This is a genomic window from Rickettsia endosymbiont of Thecocarcelia acutangulata, assembly GCF_964263195.1.
GTDB classification, from domain to species: Bacteria; Pseudomonadota; Alphaproteobacteria; order Rickettsiales; family Rickettsiaceae; genus Rickettsia; species Rickettsia felis.
In genome coordinates this window covers 1,249,988-1,267,677 of sequence record NZ_OZ181652.1, presented here as the reverse complement: position 1 = coordinate 1,267,677, position 17,690 = coordinate 1,249,988, and the positions used below count along the sequence as shown (strand labels likewise).

The following is a 17,690-nucleotide window of genomic DNA, read 5'->3' as shown; positions in this document are numbered from 1 at the left end:
GTAGGTTCTTTAACTATATTAGAAGTAGTAATTTGTCAACAAATTAACAGAATTTAATACTTCTTTTCCAATACGCTTAGCTTGATCATTAACATTAGTATACGTCACTACTATATCTTTACTATTCTCAAACTTATAAATAGGTTGTTGGTTATTATAATCATGACCATATAACTCTTCTGAACTCTTAGCATTAGGGTTAAGATTTTGCTTACGTAAAAATTTATCTAATCTTTCCCAATCATGTACTTCTATTTTTTTTTCTTTTAACTTGCCCTCTTCTATTAATATTGGCTTTTCTCCCCAATTTACGTCATTATCTACCAATTTATACTCTATATTTTTCCCGATATTTTTGTCTATAATATCGTGAAATACTTTTGCAACATTCAAATTGGAACAAATCCTTGAGCCCCGCTCTCTGCCCTCTGAAATGCTCTTTCTACACATTTTTCAGCAGGAATTGTAATAACATCTATTAGAGTTTTTCCTCCATTTTGTAATGCAACATCCAATCTGGCTTGGTTAGGCATTATAGTATCAATTAACATATCCGGTGCTTTATCTTCACTAACTTTTTTATCATAAAGGTGATATGACATATTAGAAATAAAAGCTGATTCATGATGATTAAGCTGTGTTTTATATTCTGCTTTATCAGTAGGCGTATCATTACGAACAAAATCTCTATGACTATCAGTATTAATTTTTACTATATCTGCCCAATTTTTTCCTCCTTTTAGTGCTTCTGATCTACGCATTGCAACGGAAGTACCTTTACCAGATGCAGGAGCTCCATAAAAACAATAAGTAGTTCTATCACCTCCAGAACGTGCGTTTAACTTTTCTAAACCTTGTTTTTCTGCTTCTTTTAGCAATTTCGGCTCAAGGTCCGATATTATTTCGTCTTCTAAAGTTTTCATCCTAATCTTATCATATAATATATTTTTAAAATATTGTTCCGGAGTATGTGTACGTGGAACAAGAAGTTTATTATAATTAGTTTTTATAGTATTATATAAATTTTTTGCATTTTCTTCTTCTTTACTTAAAGCTGTTGTATCGGTTTTATCAGTAGTAACTTTTAAAACTAGATTTTCAGCTTTTGCATGTGATTCTTGTTCTATTTTTTGTACTTTGTCTTTAAAATCTTGAGAATTACTATAGTTTTGAACGAAAGGCTCTAATTTTTGAAAGGCGGGTTTTAAGGCTTCTTCGTTTTCTATTTGTAGATTACAATTTATAATAGAAATAGATGCGTATTTTGCCATAAGTGTTGTCGGTAAGCTAGCCACGTCAGTTAACTCGCTAGTGCCTGTTATATTATATGTTCAGCCGTAGTCTTAGGAGAGTTTTCTGAATTTTTAACTATGGTAGGAACTTCTTGTCCCGTTTTAGTATTAGCTAAATTCTTTGCTGCCTCAACAGCATTCATTCCAGTAACTTGCCAAGCCGGCTTATTTGTATTATCTTTCATAATTTTACTTTATAGTTAAATATAAATATGCTTATATAGCCATAGGTATATTTTTATACATAGTAAAATTTTTATGATTAGTTATACATTTTTTTAAAATATGTATTTTTATCACTTTATACAAACTATTAGTCCTCTTGAATAATATTTGTTTATAAAGAGAAATTTGGAAAAAATACTTATAAGGAAAAGTTGAAAGATTAATATCACAAAGCAAATGAGAGATTGTGATTTTTTTTTGAAATTAGAAAGGACAAATAATTTTTAGCACTACCTTATTACTCTAAAATATAGCATGTATAAATAATTTACTATTCTCAATTATCTAGATTCTGAGTCTTGATTATAAAAGGACAACTTAAGTCGCCTTCTTCACATTTCAGCATGGCTTCAAATTCTTTTATACGCTCTTCGGTTTTTTCTGTAAGACACATAAGCAGTATCATTGGATATACGGAACCGCCATAAACCCCAGAACTCCGAAATTCACAATCAGCATCTCGGTACTTAATCCATAAATTTTGGGATTTTTTAAGTAAATTAACTTTTTCTTGTTCGTCTGAAATATGCTTTAATATTTCTTTATATATTTGATTTAGTTTCTTATCAACTTTCTTATATTCTTCGCCGGCACAATAATTCATGTCACCTTGTGTCATAGCATTATTACAATCAACAGCAAAAGCATAAGATATCGAACTAAGAAATAGCCAACAGAAAATAATTGTTTTTTTCATTATTTTATCATTTTTAAAAATAATTAATTAAGAATCATACGCCATGACGTTCTGCAATTAGATTTTTTATTTTACCTATAGCCTTAGCAGGGTTTAAGCCTTTAGGACAGGTTTTAGTGCAGTTCATAATCGTATGGCAACGATAAAGCTTGAACGGATCTTCTAAATCTTCAAGACGTTCGCCAGTATGATCATCCCTTGAATCGGCAATCCATCGATAAGCCTGCAATAAAATCGCAGGACCCAAATATTTATCACCGTTCCACCAATAGCTAGGACAGGAAGTAGAACAGCAAGCACATAATATACACTCATATAAACCTTCAAGCTTTTCTCGGTCTTTAATCGACTGTAACCTTTCAGAGTTTGAAGGGGTAGGGCTATCGGTTTTGAGCCAAGGTTCTATAGATTCGTATTGTGCATAAAAATGCGACATATCAGGTACTAAGTCTTTCACTACTTTCATATGAGGAAGTGGATAGATTTTGATATCGCCTGATATCTCTTCTATCGGTTTTATGCAAGCTAAAGTATTTGTGCCGTCAATATTCATCGAACAACTACCGCAAATTCCCTCTCGACAAGAACGCCTGAACGTTAGAGTAGAATCGATTTCGTTTTTGATTTTAATTAAAGCATCTAAAATCATCGGTCCGGTTTTGCTTAAATCTATCTCAAAACTATCGATAATAGGATTATCATCAAGATCAGGGTCATACCTATAAATTTTTACCTTTCTAGGTTTAAGCATTTCCTCGTGTTCTTTATGCTCTTTTCCTTTTTTTACTACTGAATTTGGCGGTAATCTTAACTCTGCCATTTAAGTACTCTCTTAAAATTTATTTTTAGTACTATACAAAATAATTAGCTAATTCACAATCTTTCATACCATTAACAAAATCTTTGATTTTTAATTTTAGTTGAATGTTATTACCGGGATGTTTAATTGAATCTTTAGGGATTGTTTTACTTAAAGAGCCATTCCCCCTTTTCGTTGAATTACAATATAATTACCTATTATAATATTACCCTTATTTGTAAAAATAATATCATAATTTAGAGCTTTTAGAACATCTTTCATTACATATATACGCATTAGTTTTTCTTCTCTTTGATATAAAACTAATAACTCTCTTGCAGTTTCATTTGAGAATGACCATTTAACCATTTCTTTTGCAATAGGCTGAAAAATTAATAACACCCTTTCTTGTTCTTCAAATGGAATTAAATTTGACTTAATATTTCTCGATTTGTTAATTATCAAATTTTGTAGATAATCTAAACAATTTAAGTTAAATGTTTTGCAAAAATTACTTATAGATGCTCTTGTAAGTTGATTATAGGCTATTGCCTGCTTATATGCCTTAATACTAACATCTATGTTATAACCGCAGCTAAAATTCATTTTAACATCAGATTTTTCTGCATATATTCCTGTGCTAATAGCATGTGAAAAATTGCCTTCTATTTTAAAAACATCTCTAATCTTATCTATTATATCAATATGTTCACTGATACTATTTTTAAAAAGAGTTTCTACATTTTTACCTATATATGCGTTTCCATTATCCATTAAACTGCTATTATTGAGTCATATATATTTGCTATTATTTGTGGAATTACTGAATTACCTAACTGCCTATAACCCTTTAATCCATATGCAACATAATGGTCTTGAGGGAAACCCATTAAATATTTACATTCATTGATTGATAGTCTTCTTATCTTATCATTTATATAATAAAGACCGGTTCTAGCACCGACACCGCCACCAAAAGCCGATAAAGTTATTGAATGACCGAAAGGGCTGTAAATCCTTTCACCTTGACCGCCTTTATTAACTTGACCAATCCTAATTGGCTTTAATTGCTTTTCAACCGGTGTTTTATCTAAAACAATATCATCTCTATTAATATATAAACTTTTATCAACATCCTTTTCTAAAATATCACCAAGAAAAATCCTTTCATAAGATTCTTTCGGCTTTACGTATTTGAGTGTATATTCACTGCTAAAATCTTTTCGTAAACAAACAAAATAAACTCTTTCTCTTGCTTGCGGTACTCCAAATAATGAAGCATTTAACACATTTCTATATACTTTATAGCCAATCTCATCTAATTTTTGATCTATAGTTTCAATTACACTGCCATTATCAATATTCAGAATATTTTTAACATTCTCAAGTAATAATATATAGGGTTTGTGATATTGTGCTATTCTGATTATTTCATAAAAGAGTCTATCGTTAATATCATCTATACCAAGCCTCTTACCTGAAATACTAAAAGATTGGCAAGGAAAACCGGCACATAAAATATCATGTTTAGGGATTTTGTTTTCCGGTATTTCAGTAATATCACCATATGGCTTATCACCAAAATTTCTTTTATATGCTTCTTGTACGTCTTTGTCTATATCAGAAGAAAAAACACATTCAAGACCCTTTGTTTCCAAGGCTTTTCAAAGCCACCGATGCCGCAAAATAAATCTATAAATTTATACATAAATTATACTATTAAACTTAGGAAGCGGAATTTTCTTTTTTAGCCTTACTTGTTTTTGTTTTCTCAGGTGATTTTTCTTTATCTATTTTTATAGTAGATGAATCATTAAAAGGAAACTTATTTTCCTCTTCTGAATCTAAAGCTCTGCCGCTAAGTAAGTTTTTAATTTGCTGACCGGATAATGTCTCATACTCAATTAAAGCATTAGCTAAAGTATGAAGCTGATCTATATGTTTTGTTAAAATATCTTTTGCAAATTCATATCCTTGCATAATAATTTTTTTAACTTCGGCATCGATTAACTCTGCAGTAGCTTCCGAGGTTTCATTACTCGGTTGTCTACCATACATATCATCGCCGCTTGAACCATGGAATATCGGTCCTATTAAATCACTTAAACCTGCTTTTGTAACCATTGCTCTTGCAATATTAGTTGCACCTTTTATATCCGATGAAGCTCCTGAGGTAACTTTATTTCTACCGAAAATAATTTCCTCTGCTACTCTTCCTGCCATATAAACTGCTATAGATGATTCCATCTGTTCACGATTCTGAGAATATTCATCAGTTTCAGGAAGTCTTTGCACCATCCCAAGAGCATTACCGCGCGGTATAATCGTAGCTTTATGAATAGGTGAGGCTGCAGGGCAATAAAGCCCGACTAACGCATGTCCTCCTTCATGATACGCAGTTAATCTTTTTTCTTTCTCCGACATTGCAATAGAACGACGTGCAACTCCCATCAGCACCTTATCTTTTGCCTCTTCCATGTCGTGCATATCTACTTCTTTCTTACCAAGCCTTGCAGCGATAAGAGCAGCCTCATTAACTAAGTTAGCAAGTTCAGCACCGGAAAAGCCCGGGGTACCACGAGCAATAATTCGTGCTAGTACCGTACTATTATATTTAATTTTCTTTAAATGTACTTTTAGAATTTGTTCACGACCGTTTATATCAGGGTTTGCAACGGCAATTTGACGATCAAACCTACCGGGACGTAGCAATGCACGGTCAAGAACATCGGGGCGATTAGTTGCTGCAATGATCACAACTCCCTCATTTGCTTCAAAGCCGTCCATTTCGACTAACATTTGGTTTAAGGTTTGCTCACGTTCATCATTACCGCCACCCATACCGATACCTCTATGGCGACCTACCGCATCAATTTCATCGATAAAGATAATACAAGGAGCATTACGTTTACCCTGTTCAAACATGTCACGCACACGGCTTGCACCGACACCCACAAACATTTCAACAAAATCAGAGCCGGATATGCTAAAAAACGGAACATTAGCCTCACCTGCAATTGCTTTAGCAAGAAGGGTCTTTCCTGTTCCAGGAGGTCCTATAAGTAAGCAGCCTTTCGGTATTTTACCCCCAAGCTTTTGGAACTTGCTTGGATCTCTTAAGAAATCTACTATTTCAGTTAATTCTTCTTTTGCTTCATCGATACCCGCTACATCTTTAAAGGTAATTTTTGGTCCTTTATCTGATAGCAACCTAGCTTTCGATTTTCCAAACCCCATGGCTTTCCCGCCTCCATGCATTTGACGCATGAAAAAAAACCAAACACCTATCAATAAAAGCATAGGAAACCAAGAAATTAAAAAGCCTAAAAAGGTATTCATTCTTGTTTCAAGAGGCACCACTTCAATATTAACGTCATTACTAGTAAGACGATTTACTAAATCAGGATAATCAGGAGCATAAGTGTTAAAAGTAGAGCCGTCATTTGAAGTGCCTTCAATTACTCTACCTTGAATTTTTACCGAATTAACGGTCTTTTCATCAACTCGTGTTAAAAAATCTGAGAAAGTTATATTATTTCTTCCGCCAAGTAAACCGTCAGATTGGAAAATATTAAAAAGTAATATTACAAAAACAAAAAGTGCTGCCCAAGCTAAAATACTTCTACCTTGATTATTCATCGATATAAAACCTAATAAAAATTTTTATCGGTATTAGAGGCGTTGTTGCATTGATCGTTTTTTTTTCATCATTACGAAGAAAAACTGCAAGTTTTGATGAAGCAATCCAGTAAAAAACACTAATTTATAGCATTTTTTTAATTTTTTATGGATTGCCGCACAGCCTACGGCTGCTCGCAATGACGATTTGGTATCCATGCAACAAAGCTAAATACCGGTGTTAGCAAAAATGGGTGAAACGAGATACAAAATTTGGAGCAAAAGATACTTCAAAGTTCCACATGTCGTTATCATAATATGATATATGTGGTATTGCTATAACTTTTTCAAGTATTTTAATGATAGGTAAGGTAAATAAAATTGCATTGTGGTTTTTGCAGGATAGATTTTTCAAAGGTTCTAGATCTAATTGTTTCTTTATCATTTTATAATCTTCTAACGATAGATGAGTTACAAAACAATTTGGAGTTTCTTGATTTCTTGTGATACAAAATCTATTATCCCAAATAACGGATTTATCCAATAATATTTTACTTTCAGGTAATTTTTTGCCGAATTCCCTGTATATAAGTAACTCGTTTTGTATACGATTAATTACACAGCCATGAAGGGTATTCTTAAAGTTTACGTCTTGAGTAATTAATTTCAAAATATGTTCTACCGAATAAAAACGAGCTGCTCTAGATTGTCCGCTAATTATTATCAGTAAAAAATTAATTATTTGTACTTTCACCTCATTTGAAAATTTATCAAATTTAACTAAATCAAGAAAAGCAAAGCCATATTCAAAAATTTTGACTGCTTCGGCTATTGCTGATATTAACTCCGGTTTAAATTTATTATCCAGTAAATCATTAATTTTAAGCTGTTGTAAGATTATATCGGCTTTAATATAATCTTCGCCTTTAGCTAATTTTTGCCTAATAATATTTCGTCTATATTTATCAGATGAATTTGACTCATCTTCAAACCACTTTATATTATGACTGACTAAATACTCTACTAATTCACTTTTTGGAATATTATATAGCGGTCTAATTATTTGTATATTATTATACCAATTAATATTACTGCTACTAAGTCCAAATATACCGCTATTACGTTCTAATCTTAAACAAAAATTTTCTAAGTAATCATCTTTATGGTGAGCAGTTAAAAGTACTAATATATCAAGTTCTAGACATAGATTTGTCATCAAATCATAGCGCCCTTTTCTTGCTCTTTCTTGTAAATTAGAAAAATTATTTTGATGATCAAAAGAGAAACTATAATGCTTGCGATTTAGACTATTACTGATATTTTGGATATAATGGGTTTCTTGCTTCGACTGTTCCCGTAAGTTATGATCAACCGATATAACAGATAATTCTATATTATTTTTTTCTGCCCAAATGTTAGCAAGATAAAGAAGTGCTACCGAATCGCTTCCACCGGAGACTGCAACCGCTATTTTAGATAAACCAAAATTACCTATTAGATTATTGATATTATACTCAAATTTTTCATATAGCATGGTTGAAAAATATTAGTATTGTTGAAAGTTATTTTTAAGGATATTGTAGTTAATTCGGTAGTATACGAATTATGTTGTTCCCTCATAGGTGGGACGTTGTTGTATGGACACCGAACCGTCATTGCGAGGAGCGAAGCATTGTTGCAATCTAGAAAAATAATTAAAAAAATTCTGTAAATCAGAATTTTTAACTAGATTGCCGCAGGAACGATGTTCGTTCGCAATAACGATAGAAAAAATTTATGCTGACTCAGCTAAATCTTCTGAAGTTTCAGTCTTTTGTTCGCGTAAATAATCTTGTGCTTCTGATTCTGATCTTGCAACAATAACCGTAACTATAGCATTAAGCTCCGCATGGAGTCTTATTTCAACTGTATAAATTCCGGTAGATTTAATTTGTTTATCAAGAATAATATTTGAATGAGCGATATTATAAGATACATTTTCAGATAATTTATCGGCTATTTCTTTGTTAGTAACCGAACCGAAAAGTTTACCGTCATCTGATGTTTGACGGATAAAAACTAATTTTTGATCTTTAATAAGAGCATTAATTTTTTCTACTTCTTCTCTTATTTGCTTATCTTTTGCTTCAAATTCGTGTTTTTGTTTCACTATTAGCTCTTTATTAGGCTCAGTAGCTCTAATAGCTAATTTTTGCGGTAAAAGATAATTACGACCAAATCCGTCTGCTACTTTGAGCATGTCGCCAATTTTACCTAATTTTCTTACGGGTTTTATTAATATAATTTCCATATATTATGCCTTTATTTAGCTTGAAATACAAAAGGTAATAACGCTAAAATTCTTGCAATTTTAATAGCATTATTTAGCTTTCTTTGTTTCTTTGCACAAACATTTGTGATCCTACTTGGTAGCATTCTACCGCCTTCAGAGACAAATTTTATTAAAAGCTCAGGATTTTTATAATCAATAACAGGTGCGTTAGGCACAGAAAGAGGGCATCCTTTACGTCTTCTAAAAAACACTTTTTTAGCAGTTTTATCTCCTACCTTGCGAGTAGCTGTTTCACTAGCATTATTACTTTTTAACATTCTTTAACCTTAATTCTTACAAATTTAATTATTAATCGTTACATCAATTACCGGAGTATTCTCTGTACTCTGATTTTTTAATATCGGTGAAGGTTCACTACTAATTGAATCTGCTTTAATTGTAAGAAATCTAATGATATTTTCGTTAAGCTTCATTTTTCTTTCTAGCTCTTCTTTTACATTACCAGTAATATCTAGACCTAAAAAATAATAATGTCCTTTTTTGTTATTACCGATTTTGTAAGCTAAAGTTCTTAACCCCCAATATTCTTTTTTTACGATAGTGCCATTATTATCTTTAATAATTTTAGCAAAATCATCAACGATTTTATCTATATCGTTTAATGATACGTCTTGGCGTATAATAAAAACTGATTCATAAAAGCTCATGATATATAAAAATCTCCAACAAACAAACTTTAAATTAAAGCTAATTATAGCAACTAAAACTATTAAATTCAAGTATTATCTTTAAAAAATTATTATTTCTTTGTTTCTTTTTATAAAAGTTTGCTATAAACCCTAATAAATCAGAAAATTATTACAAAAGTTTTTAATTATTTACTAAATATTAATGGAGATTAATTCAGTGTTTGATAAGCTATTACCTGAAGTTTTAATTATAGAAGAAAAAAATAAAAAAAGTGTTAATATTTCTTTAAGTAATGATATAGAGAGAGCAGGATTTAATATAATTAGGGCTTCAACTCTAGAAAAAGCATTAACTTATTTCTTTAGTCAGCCGCTTGCTATCATGATTATTAGTGCAGAATTACAAGAAAATCCTTTAATAACAATAAATAACGTTAGAAAAATTAATAAATTTTCTAACACGCCTATAATATTTTTATTACCAAACAAGCAATTAAATTTAACAGGAATAGACGATAACGTACTATTTTTTTATAAGCCCTTTTTATCTGAGCAAATAGTAGGTACTTTAAAGAGCTTATTGAGACGTTCTAAGTCAGTTTTACAGGATAATATTATTAAATTTAAGAATATAAATATTGATTTAAATACTGAAAAAGTATACAAAGACGGACTGAATATTCGCCTAGGTCCTACTGAGTTTAAAATTTTGCGACTTTTTTCAATTTTCAAATGAAGTGTTTTCGCGTCAAGAAATAATAAAATATTTATGGGAAAGTGAAGAGACCTTTAATGAACATCTATAAGACGTTCATATAAATAGAATTAGAGAGGCCTTAGGGAAAGACAATTTAATTATTAAAACCTTTAGTTTTATCGGTTATTGTTTAAATAAAGATAGCGACTAGAATTTTGTTGTCAAAATTTTCTTTGTATTTATGCATTAAGTATGTTAATATCTATTAATTATATTTATGTATACTATAATATAATAAGATTTTATTCGTTGCCAATTTATATATGTTTATAACTAAAAACTGTAAATTTTATGTTAAGTAAACTAAATAAGCCTGCTTTATTTGCTTTAATATTTTATCCTATTTTTATTATATCTCTTGTAGTTAAATATTCATTTGATTATGGGATAGGACTAACTGAAGTTATTTTTATAATTGCTAGTTATTATATTAATAATATTACCGTTGGGATTGGTTTGCATAGATTGTGGTCTCATAATGCCTATAAAATAAATAAATATGCCGAGTTTGTCTTAATTATGCTGTCTGCAGGAACATTACAAGGACCAGCTTTATCTTGGGCATCGAATCATTATAAACATCATAGATATACGGATCAAGACCAAGATCCGCATACTCCTTTAAAATTTGACAATAAATTTTTAGGCTTTATGTGGTCTCATATAGGATGGATGCTAGTCGGAAGCGGTAGCTATAAGTCTATTGATCGCATTACTTGGGCTAAGCACGGGAAAAACAATTTATTAAAATGGCAGCTAAAATATTATTGGCAAATAGCAGCTTTTATGAATATTGTCGTGCCTTTATTTATCGGTTACTTAGTCGGCGGTACTATATTATCAGCATATGCAGGATTTTTATTTATGGGGCTCGGTAGATTCCTACAGCAGCAAGCAACCTTCTGTGTTAATTCTTTATGCCACTTTGCCGGTAGTAAACAATATTACAAAGGTACCGCTGGAGATATTTGGTGGATGGCTCTATTTTTACTAGGTGAAAATTGGCATAATTACCATCATGCTTTTCCTTCAGATTATCGTAACGGTGCAAAATGGTATCATTTTGACGTTCACAAATGGATAATATTTTTAATGAGTAAAATAGGTTTAGCTTCAGAACTTGAACGTACTACAAAAGTACGTATACAGGCAAAAATGCAAGAAACTTTAAGCTATCTTAGTAAAAAACAAAAGCAAAAATTGACTTTAATGCAAACTAAAATAGATCATTTATTAGAAAATCTATGCTTAAAAATTAAAGAGCTTGAAGAATCATCTATTACTATTAAAGAACAATTTAAGAAATCTTTTGTAGAAATACAAGAATCACTTAAAAAGTTAGCAGAGCAAGTAAGTTCTGCAACACAAATAACAGAAAAACCTTCGGAAAAATTACTAAAAATAGTTAATAAAAAAATTATTGATGCCGAACAATCTATTTATAAGCTGTATAATCAATTAAATACCTTAAAGGTATCTAATTAAGCATTATTAAATAAAGATAAATATCGTCATTGCGAGCCAGTCTTGTTGCGTGGATATGAGTTGTCATTGCGAGCAGTCGTAGACTGCATGGCAATCTCGTTAAATATCCTGAGATTGCCACGTCGTTGCTAACGCAACTCCTCGCAATGACGGAAACGGTCTACGCAACAATGACGATTTGGTATCCACGCGGGCAACACTACTTTTTTAGCCAATACCGGTTTCAATTTGTATGACAAAAATTTTAGGTATAGAATCAAGCTGTGACGATACAGCTGTTTCTATAATCACCGAAAATCGAGAAATCCTATCTAATATAATTATTTCACAAAATACAGAACATGCAGTTTTTGGAGGGGTCGTACCTGAAATTGCTGCACGTTCTCACTTATCGAATCTAGATAAAGCATTAAAAAATGTTTTAAAAGAGAGCAACACTAAATTAACGGAAATTAGTGCAATTGCCGCAACTTCCGGTCCAGGCTTAATCGGCGGTGTTATAGTCGGCTCAATGTTTGCAAGGTCGCTAAGCAGTGCTTTAAAAAAACCATTTATTGCAATTAATCATTTAGAAGGTCATACTTTAACCGCAAGATTAACCGATAATATCCCTTATCCTTATTTACTCTTGTTAGCTTCGGGGGGACATTGCCAATTTGTAGCGGTCCTAGGGCTTGGAAAATATAAAATCCTAGGGTCTACTATAGATGATGCCGTAGGCGAAGCCTTTGACAAAGTAGCAAAAATGCTAAACTTAGCCTTTCCTGGAGGACCTGAAATTGAGAAAAAAGCAAAACTTGGCGATCCTCATAAATATAAATTTCCAAAACCTATAATTAACAGCGGTAATTGCAATATGTCCTTTTCAGGGCTTAAAACTGCCGTACGTACTTTAATAATGAGTTTAAAGGAACTTAATGACGCTGTAATTAATGATATAGCGGCAAGTTTTCAGTTCACCATAGGAGAAATTCTAAGTAGTAAGGTACAGGATGCTATTATAACATATGAACGAGTTGTAAATGATTATTACGAGAATATAGATTATACTACACAGCTAAATTTAAAAAGCTTTAGACAAGATGAATTTAAGGAAGAGCCTGCGGAGCATACAAAAGTACGTGAGCACAGGCTCTACCCACAAAATTCACTTGGATCAAGCTTTTTAAATGACGCTATAGTAATTGCCGGCGGTGTTGCTGCCAATAAATATTTACAAGAAATATTAAGTAATTGTGCTAAAACATATGGTTATCAGCTTATTTATCCGCCTATCCGTTTATGTACCGATAATGCTGCAATGATTGCATATGCAGGACTTGAGCGTTACAATAATAAGCTATTTACTCCTTTGAATTTCTGTCCAAAAGCTAGATGGAGTTTAGAGGATATCAGTAAATAAATTTTAATATTGACACTTCTTAATATAGTAGTATGATATGTAATTACCATGTTTCATGGTAATTACATATATAAAGCATTTAATTGTTTTTCAGAAGCAACCAATTCTGCCTATTCAACCGTAAATAATTTTTTAGAACTACCTAATGTATTTAATAAATATCCTACTGTCATTTCTTTAATTTTTTCTAAAACAGCAAAATTAGACTCTAATATAACCAATATAATTAAAAACGGTGTTATTATATATGAGATATCAACAACCTTAATAGGTGCCGTAAATACTTTTTATAAAGATAAAAAACTAGTCGATAAAATATTAAAAGACGGACAGAATGCTATTGATAAGCTTATTGAAACAACCACTTACTTATCGCCAATAGTTACAGATATTACAAATTCTTACTTAATTGATCCGTATAAAGAAGAAAAAACACTATTATTTGACTTACAAATTCCTAACTCTACTAGTAATGATTGTTATAAATTATCAGGTACTGAAAGTATAACATTAGCTGAAATTGAATGTTATTAACTCTAAATTGACCCGAATTATGGATAAAGATTTATCCATAATTCGATAAGTAATATTTCTTTTTTATATCAAGTTATAATATCAATTTGTAAAGCATCGGATCCTAATGTATAAGTTTCCACACTTATATCGGTATTTGTGGATACTAATTGCTCTAGGTTAGAAAGCCATAGATCAAAATTACTTTTCCATGTATCATATATGATTGGCTTGTTTTTCATACTAATACATAGAGTATGATCATCCTCGTGCTTAACATTAGTTATTTCAAATTTAGTATTTGGCGATACTACTATTTCCTTTTCTCCATCGTTTAATATAGAAGAAATATCAGCATCTACTAGAGGGGAATTCATTTCAATTTCATATTCAATATTAATTTGATGCGGTTTTAATTCATCTGACATATGATTATTAATAATACTCTGCTCAGAAGTTGTAGACATAAACCGCTCTGTAGAATATTCATTTCCTATGTTAAATATACCCACCTCTGATTTCTCTCTTGTTTCTCTACGCCAAATAGTAAGATTTTCAACTTGTCCTTGACTCATTTGGTATTGATCATTAGTTAGTATTACTAAAGCACGTTGCATTTCATAGGATTCTTTTGTTTTATCATACAACCTCATATAGCCGGTTTCTTTGAAATCTTTCAATGCAAAAAATTCTCTAAAAGTTATACTGTTATTATCATCTAATTCTGCTTCATTGTAAGCATCGACATATTCTTCAAGTTTTACTCCATCTTGTTTTTTTAATTCTTCCAGTTCATTTAAGGAGTAGATTTCTTTCAATATCTCTTCTGCTGTTTCGTAATCTATTTCATCGTCATTATACATAATGCTTCACACTTCCGTTCATTAGATTTTTATTGTATCTAACTTACTTATTTATCAAAGTTAGAAAGGTGGTTATAACAAAGTAATAGACTAGGCTCAAGAAAAAATTAATGAAAATTATGATTTATACAATAATTTAGTTTTCGTACGCAGAGCTTAATCAATTATCTTTATCCTTAGCTCTTCCTTTTCTCTAGCTATTTTCACGGTATTACCGCTACTTATTTCGCCTGCTAAAATCATTTTGGCTAAGTTATTTTGTATTTCCCTCTGGATAAGGCGTTTTAAGGGTCTTGCTCCAAAGCTTGGGTCATAGCCTTTTTCGGCTAAATAATTTAAAGCAGATTCATCAAATTCAAGAATAATATTTTGTGCTAGTAAAATTTTCTTTAAGCTTTCAAGCTGTATCTTAACTATATCATGAATATTATTACGATTTAGGCGATGGAATAATATAATTTCGTCTAACCTATTTAAAAACTCTGGCTTAAATACTGCTTTAACATATTCCATAACCTCATCTTTTACTTTATATGTATCTTCGTCCTCTTTCTGATTAACGAGTATCTCAGCACCTAAATTAGAAGTTAAAACTATAATAGTATTTTTAAAATCAACTGTGATACCCTGACTATCGGTTAATCTTCCCTCATCAAGTATTTGCAGCATAATATTAAATATGTCGGGATGGGCTTTTTCAACTTCATCAAATAATATTACCTGATAAGGGCGGCGTCTTACTGCTTCCGTTAACACCCCGCCTTGATCATATCCTATATAGCCAGGAGGAGCTCCTATTAAACGAGAAATAGCATGCTTCTCCATATATTCTGACATATCTATACGAAGTATTGCATTACGGTCATCAAAAAGAAAAGCGGCTAAGGCCTTGGTAAGCTCTGTTTTACCGACGCCGGTCGGTCCTAAGAATAAGAACGAACCAAGCGGACGATTAATATCCTGAATACCTGCACGTGATCTTCTTACCGCATCACTGACTCCTTTAATTGCCTCATCCTGTCCTATGACCGATTCACGTAGTTTCTGCTCCATTACGAGCAGACGCTCACGTTCACTAGAGAGCATAGTATCAATCGGGATTCCGGTAATACGAGAGATAATACTTGCTATATCACTTTCCGATACAATTTCTTTTAATAGCCCTTTATTATCCATACTTTCGGCTTCCTGAATCTTTTTCATAATCTCAGGTATAATTCCGTATTTTAGCTCACTAGCTTTAGCGAGATTAGCGTCACGCTCGGCACGCTCTAGATCGATTCTTGCTCGTTCTAACTCTTCTTTAAGTTTTTGGGCTTGCTGTAGTTTAGATTTTTCTGCCTGCCATTTAGCATTCATATCATATGATTTAGATTCTAACTTTTCGAGTTCCTCGGTTAAATGGATAATTTTCTTTTTAGAATGCTCGTCATTTTCTTTTTTAAGTGCTGCAAGCTCAATTTTTATCTGAATAATACGGCGATCTAGCTCGTCAAGCTCTTCAGGCTTACTTGACAATTCTATTTTCATACGGCTACAAGCTTCATCAATCAAATCAATAGCTTTATCAGGTAAATAACGATCGGTAATATAACGGTTTGATAACGTCGCTGCTGCAACTATTGCACTATCAGAAATTCGCACGGCATGATGCAGCTCATATTTTTCTTTAATTCCTCTAAGTATTGATATAGTATCCTCTACAGTCGGCTCGCTTACGTAAACAGGCTGGAAACGGCGAGCAAGTGCTGCATCTTTCTCAATATATTTACGATATTCGTCTAAAGTAGTAGCACCGATGCAGTGCAGCTCACCACGAGCAAGCATAGGTTTTAGTAAATTCGAGGCATCCATAGCACCATCGGTTTTTCCCGTACCGACTAATAGATGTAATTCATCGATAAATAAAATAATTTCACCGCTTGATTCTTTGATTTCACCAAGTACTGCTTTAAGACGCTCCTCAAATTCACCTCGATATTTAGCACCTGCTATTAATGCTCCCATATCAAGCTCAATAATACGGCAATTCATAAGCGACTCAGGTACGTCCTTACTAAATATACGTTGTGCAAGCCCCTCTATTATAGCAGTTTTACCGACTCCGGGTTCTCCGATCAACACAGGGTTGTTTTTCATCCGTCGTGATAGCACCTGCACGGTTCTTCTTATTTCTTCATCACGCCCGATTATCGGGTCAAGCTTACCGCTTTCGGCAAGCTCTGTTACGTCTCTGCCGTATTTCTTTAAAGCATCGTAACTATTTTCTGCCGATTCGGTATCTGCTTTTTTGCCTTTACGAAGCTGTAAAATAGCTGCTGCTAATTTTTTACTATTAATTCCATTATTCGTTAAAATTTTACCGGCTATAGTATTATCATAAGTTAATGCTTCAAATATACGCTCTATGGTTACAAAGCTATCCCCACTGTCTTTAGCAATGCTACTAGCTTTTTCTAAAACTTTAAGAGCTTCAGCAGAAGAATAAACTTGTCCCCCTCCTTCAACCTGAACTTTTGGGATTTTATTTAGTTCTAGCTGAACTTGATCTTTTAATAAGTTTATATTACCTCCGATATTATTAATAAGGCTTTGAATTATACCTGTTTCTTCACTTAAAAGACTAGATAATAAATGCAAAGGTAATATTTGCTGATGATCGTTTTTAGCAGCAATCGATTGGCTACTAGCTATCACTGATTTAGCATGTGCAGTAAATTTATCAATATTCATATAAATAACATATTTTAATTAATAAAGTTAAATATTTTTAACTAGACTATTTTTATATAATAATTTTTAATTAAAATAACAAGAGATGAACAACTACATATAGAATTTTATAATGCTTTCATCATTAAAAAAACAATTTGATAACGATAAGGCGTTTTTATTAAATCATACAAAAGAATTTTTAACTACATCCGGAGTAGGCGTTCCTTTAGAAACAAATAGAGCTAAAATTGAAGAAGCTGTTGAAAAAGGCAGCTTTACCTAGGCATTACAGGGTTTAGAAATTTTACGTCATGCGAAAACCGGTATAAAGCTTACTAAAATTGAAGGAAAAAATGGCGAAAC

Annotated in this window: 19 protein-coding genes; 5 read left to right on the top strand and 14 right to left on the bottom strand. The window is 31.9% G+C overall.

Annotation, left to right across the window (positions count from 1 at the left end):
- Positions 1-18: 18 nt before the first annotated feature.
- From ACE38Q_RS06845 to rpsF, 12 genes are all read right to left on the bottom strand, one after another.
- Complete coding sequence (locus tag ACE38Q_RS06845) at positions 19-393, bottom strand: hypothetical protein (protein WP_500190732.1); 375 nt, start codon at positions 391-393, stop codon at positions 19-21.
- On the bottom strand, positions 390-1,271 hold the full coding sequence (locus tag ACE38Q_RS06840) for a hypothetical protein (protein WP_500190730.1): 882 nt from the start codon (positions 1,269-1,271) through the stop codon (positions 390-392). The genes ACE38Q_RS06845 and ACE38Q_RS06840 overlap by 4 nt, the downstream gene beginning before the upstream one ends.
- Positions 1,272-1,318: 47 nt before the next feature.
- Positions 1,319-1,477 carry a hypothetical protein gene (locus tag ACE38Q_RS06835; protein ID WP_500190728.1) on the bottom strand — a complete coding sequence of 53 codons (159 nt, stop codon included), beginning with the start codon at positions 1,475-1,477 and terminating at the stop codon, positions 1,319-1,321.
- Positions 1,478-1,794: 317 nt separating this feature from the next.
- Positions 1,795-2,136, bottom strand: a complete 342-nt coding sequence (locus ACE38Q_RS06830; RefSeq protein ID WP_500191374.1) for a lysozyme inhibitor LprI family protein — start codon at positions 2,134-2,136, stop codon at positions 1,795-1,797.
- A gap of 112 nt (positions 2,137-2,248) precedes the next feature.
- Entirely contained in the window at positions 2,249-3,034 is a 786-nt protein-coding gene (locus tag ACE38Q_RS06825) for a succinate dehydrogenase iron-sulfur subunit (RefSeq protein ID WP_500190726.1), read from the bottom strand.
- Between the two features lie 150 nt (positions 3,035-3,184).
- A complete protein-coding gene (locus tag ACE38Q_RS06820) occupies positions 3,185-3,787 on the bottom strand; it encodes a hypothetical protein (protein WP_500190724.1) in 603 nt (200 codons plus the stop codon).
- Entirely contained in the window at positions 3,787-4,671 is an 885-nt protein-coding gene (locus ACE38Q_RS06815) for a DNA cytosine methyltransferase (protein ID WP_500190721.1), read from the bottom strand. The genes ACE38Q_RS06820 and ACE38Q_RS06815 overlap by 1 nt, the downstream gene beginning before the upstream one ends.
- A gap of 67 nt (positions 4,672-4,738) precedes the next feature.
- A complete protein-coding gene (ftsH, locus tag ACE38Q_RS06810; protein WP_500190719.1) occupies positions 4,739-6,652 on the bottom strand; it encodes an ATP-dependent zinc metalloprotease FtsH in 1,914 nt (637 codons plus the stop codon).
- A gap of 220 nt (positions 6,653-6,872) precedes the next feature.
- Positions 6,873-8,165 carry a tRNA lysidine(34) synthetase TilS gene (gene tilS, locus ACE38Q_RS06805; RefSeq protein ID WP_500190717.1) on the bottom strand — a complete coding sequence of 431 codons (1,293 nt, stop codon included), beginning with the start codon at positions 8,163-8,165 and terminating at the stop codon, positions 6,873-6,875.
- 240 nt (positions 8,166-8,405) lie between these two features.
- On the bottom strand, positions 8,406-8,921 hold the full coding sequence (gene rplI, locus ACE38Q_RS06800) for a 50S ribosomal protein L9 (protein ID WP_500190715.1): 516 nt from the start codon (positions 8,919-8,921) through the stop codon (positions 8,406-8,408).
- Positions 8,922-8,932: 11 nt separating this feature from the next.
- Positions 8,933-9,220: a 30S ribosomal protein S18 gene (gene rpsR, locus ACE38Q_RS06795; protein WP_010420625.1), complete on the bottom strand. Its 288-nt coding sequence runs from the start codon at positions 9,218-9,220 to the stop codon at positions 8,933-8,935.
- Positions 9,221-9,244: 24 nt separating this feature from the next.
- Positions 9,245-9,610, bottom strand: a complete 366-nt coding sequence (gene rpsF, locus ACE38Q_RS06790; RefSeq protein ID WP_041078796.1) for a 30S ribosomal protein S6 — start codon at positions 9,608-9,610, stop codon at positions 9,245-9,247.
- A 199-nt stretch (positions 9,611-9,809) separates the two neighbouring features.
- Between rpsF and ACE38Q_RS06785 the strand changes: the two genes are divergently transcribed.
- From ACE38Q_RS06785 to ACE38Q_RS06770, 4 genes are all read left to right on the top strand, one after another.
- Positions 9,810-10,328 carry a response regulator gene (locus ACE38Q_RS06785; protein WP_500190712.1) on the top strand — a complete coding sequence of 173 codons (519 nt, stop codon included), beginning with the start codon at positions 9,810-9,812 and terminating at the stop codon, positions 10,326-10,328.
- 312 nt (positions 10,329-10,640) lie between these two features.
- Complete coding sequence (locus ACE38Q_RS06780; RefSeq protein WP_500190710.1) at positions 10,641-11,834, top strand: fatty acid desaturase; 1,194 nt, start codon at positions 10,641-10,643, stop codon at positions 11,832-11,834.
- A gap of 232 nt (positions 11,835-12,066) precedes the next feature.
- Positions 12,067-13,236, top strand: a complete 1,170-nt coding sequence (gene tsaD, locus ACE38Q_RS06775) for a tRNA (adenosine(37)-N6)-threonylcarbamoyltransferase complex transferase subunit TsaD (protein ID WP_500190708.1) — start codon at positions 12,067-12,069, stop codon at positions 13,234-13,236.
- 48 nt (positions 13,237-13,284) lie between these two features.
- Positions 13,285-13,770: a DUF5424 family protein gene (locus ACE38Q_RS06770; RefSeq protein ID WP_500190706.1), complete on the top strand. Its 486-nt coding sequence runs from the start codon at positions 13,285-13,287 to the stop codon at positions 13,768-13,770.
- Between the two features lie 68 nt (positions 13,771-13,838).
- On the opposite strand, the gene ACE38Q_RS06765 is transcribed toward ACE38Q_RS06770, so the two are convergent.
- Complete coding sequence (locus tag ACE38Q_RS06765) at positions 13,839-14,612, bottom strand: hypothetical protein (protein ID WP_500190704.1); 774 nt, start codon at positions 14,610-14,612, stop codon at positions 13,839-13,841.
- 156 nt (positions 14,613-14,768) lie between these two features.
- Positions 14,769-17,345 (bottom strand): ATP-dependent chaperone ClpB, encoded by a 2,577-nt coding sequence (gene clpB, locus ACE38Q_RS06760; protein ID WP_500190702.1) that lies wholly within the window; start codon positions 17,343-17,345, stop codon positions 14,769-14,771.
- Positions 17,346-17,457: 112 nt separating this feature from the next.
- Between clpB and ACE38Q_RS06755 the strand changes: the two genes are divergently transcribed.
- Positions 17,458-17,610, top strand: coding sequence for a hypothetical protein (locus tag ACE38Q_RS06755; RefSeq protein ID WP_500190699.1), 153 nt, complete (start codon positions 17,458-17,460; stop codon positions 17,608-17,610).
- Positions 17,611-17,690 lie beyond the last annotated feature (80 nt).

Bases quoted from the DNA above. Each gene is read 5' to 3' on its own strand.
- ACE38Q_RS06840 (WP_500190730.1), bottom strand. From the start codon at position 1,271: ATGGCAAAATACGCATCTATTTCTATTATAAATTGTAATCTACAAATA.
- ACE38Q_RS06835 (WP_500190728.1), bottom strand. From the start codon at position 1,477: ATGAAAGATAATACAAATAAGCCGGCTTGGCAAGTTACTGGAATGAAT.
- ACE38Q_RS06830 (WP_500191374.1), bottom strand. From the start codon at position 2,136: ATGACACAAGGTGACATGAATTATTGTGCCGGCGAAGAATATAAGAAA.
- ACE38Q_RS06825 (WP_500190726.1), bottom strand. From the start codon at position 3,034: ATGGCAGAGTTAAGATTACCGCCAAATTCAGTAGTAAAAAAAGGAAAA.
- ACE38Q_RS06820 (WP_500190724.1), bottom strand. From the start codon at position 3,787: ATGGATAATGGAAACGCATATATAGGTAAAAATGTAGAAACTCTTTTT.
- ftsH (WP_500190719.1), bottom strand. From the start codon at position 6,652: ATGAATAATCAAGGTAGAAGTATTTTAGCTTGGGCAGCACTTTTTGTT.
- tilS (WP_500190717.1), bottom strand. From the start codon at position 8,165: ATGCTATATGAAAAATTTGAGTATAATATCAATAATCTAATAGGTAAT.
- rplI (WP_500190715.1), bottom strand. From the start codon at position 8,921: ATGGAAATTATATTAATAAAACCCGTAAGAAAATTAGGTAAAATTGGC.
- rpsR (WP_010420625.1), bottom strand. From the start codon at position 9,220: ATGTTAAAAAGTAATAATGCTAGTGAAACAGCTACTCGCAAGGTAGGA.
- rpsF (WP_041078796.1), bottom strand. From the start codon at position 9,610: ATGAGCTTTTATGAATCAGTTTTTATTATACGCCAAGACGTATCATTA.
- ACE38Q_RS06780 (WP_500190710.1), top strand. From the start codon at position 10,641: ATGTTAAGTAAACTAAATAAGCCTGCTTTATTTGCTTTAATATTTTAT.
- tsaD (WP_500190708.1), top strand. From the start codon at position 12,067: ATGACAAAAATTTTAGGTATAGAATCAAGCTGTGACGATACAGCTGTT.
- ACE38Q_RS06770 (WP_500190706.1), top strand. From the start codon at position 13,285: ATGTTTCATGGTAATTACATATATAAAGCATTTAATTGTTTTTCAGAA.
- ACE38Q_RS06765 (WP_500190704.1), bottom strand. From the start codon at position 14,612: ATGTATAATGACGATGAAATAGATTACGAAACAGCAGAAGAGATATTG.
- clpB (WP_500190702.1), bottom strand. From the start codon at position 17,345: ATGAATATTGATAAATTTACTGCACATGCTAAATCAGTGATAGCTAGT.
- ACE38Q_RS06755 (WP_500190699.1), top strand. From the start codon at position 17,458: ATGCTTTCATCATTAAAAAAACAATTTGATAACGATAAGGCGTTTTTA.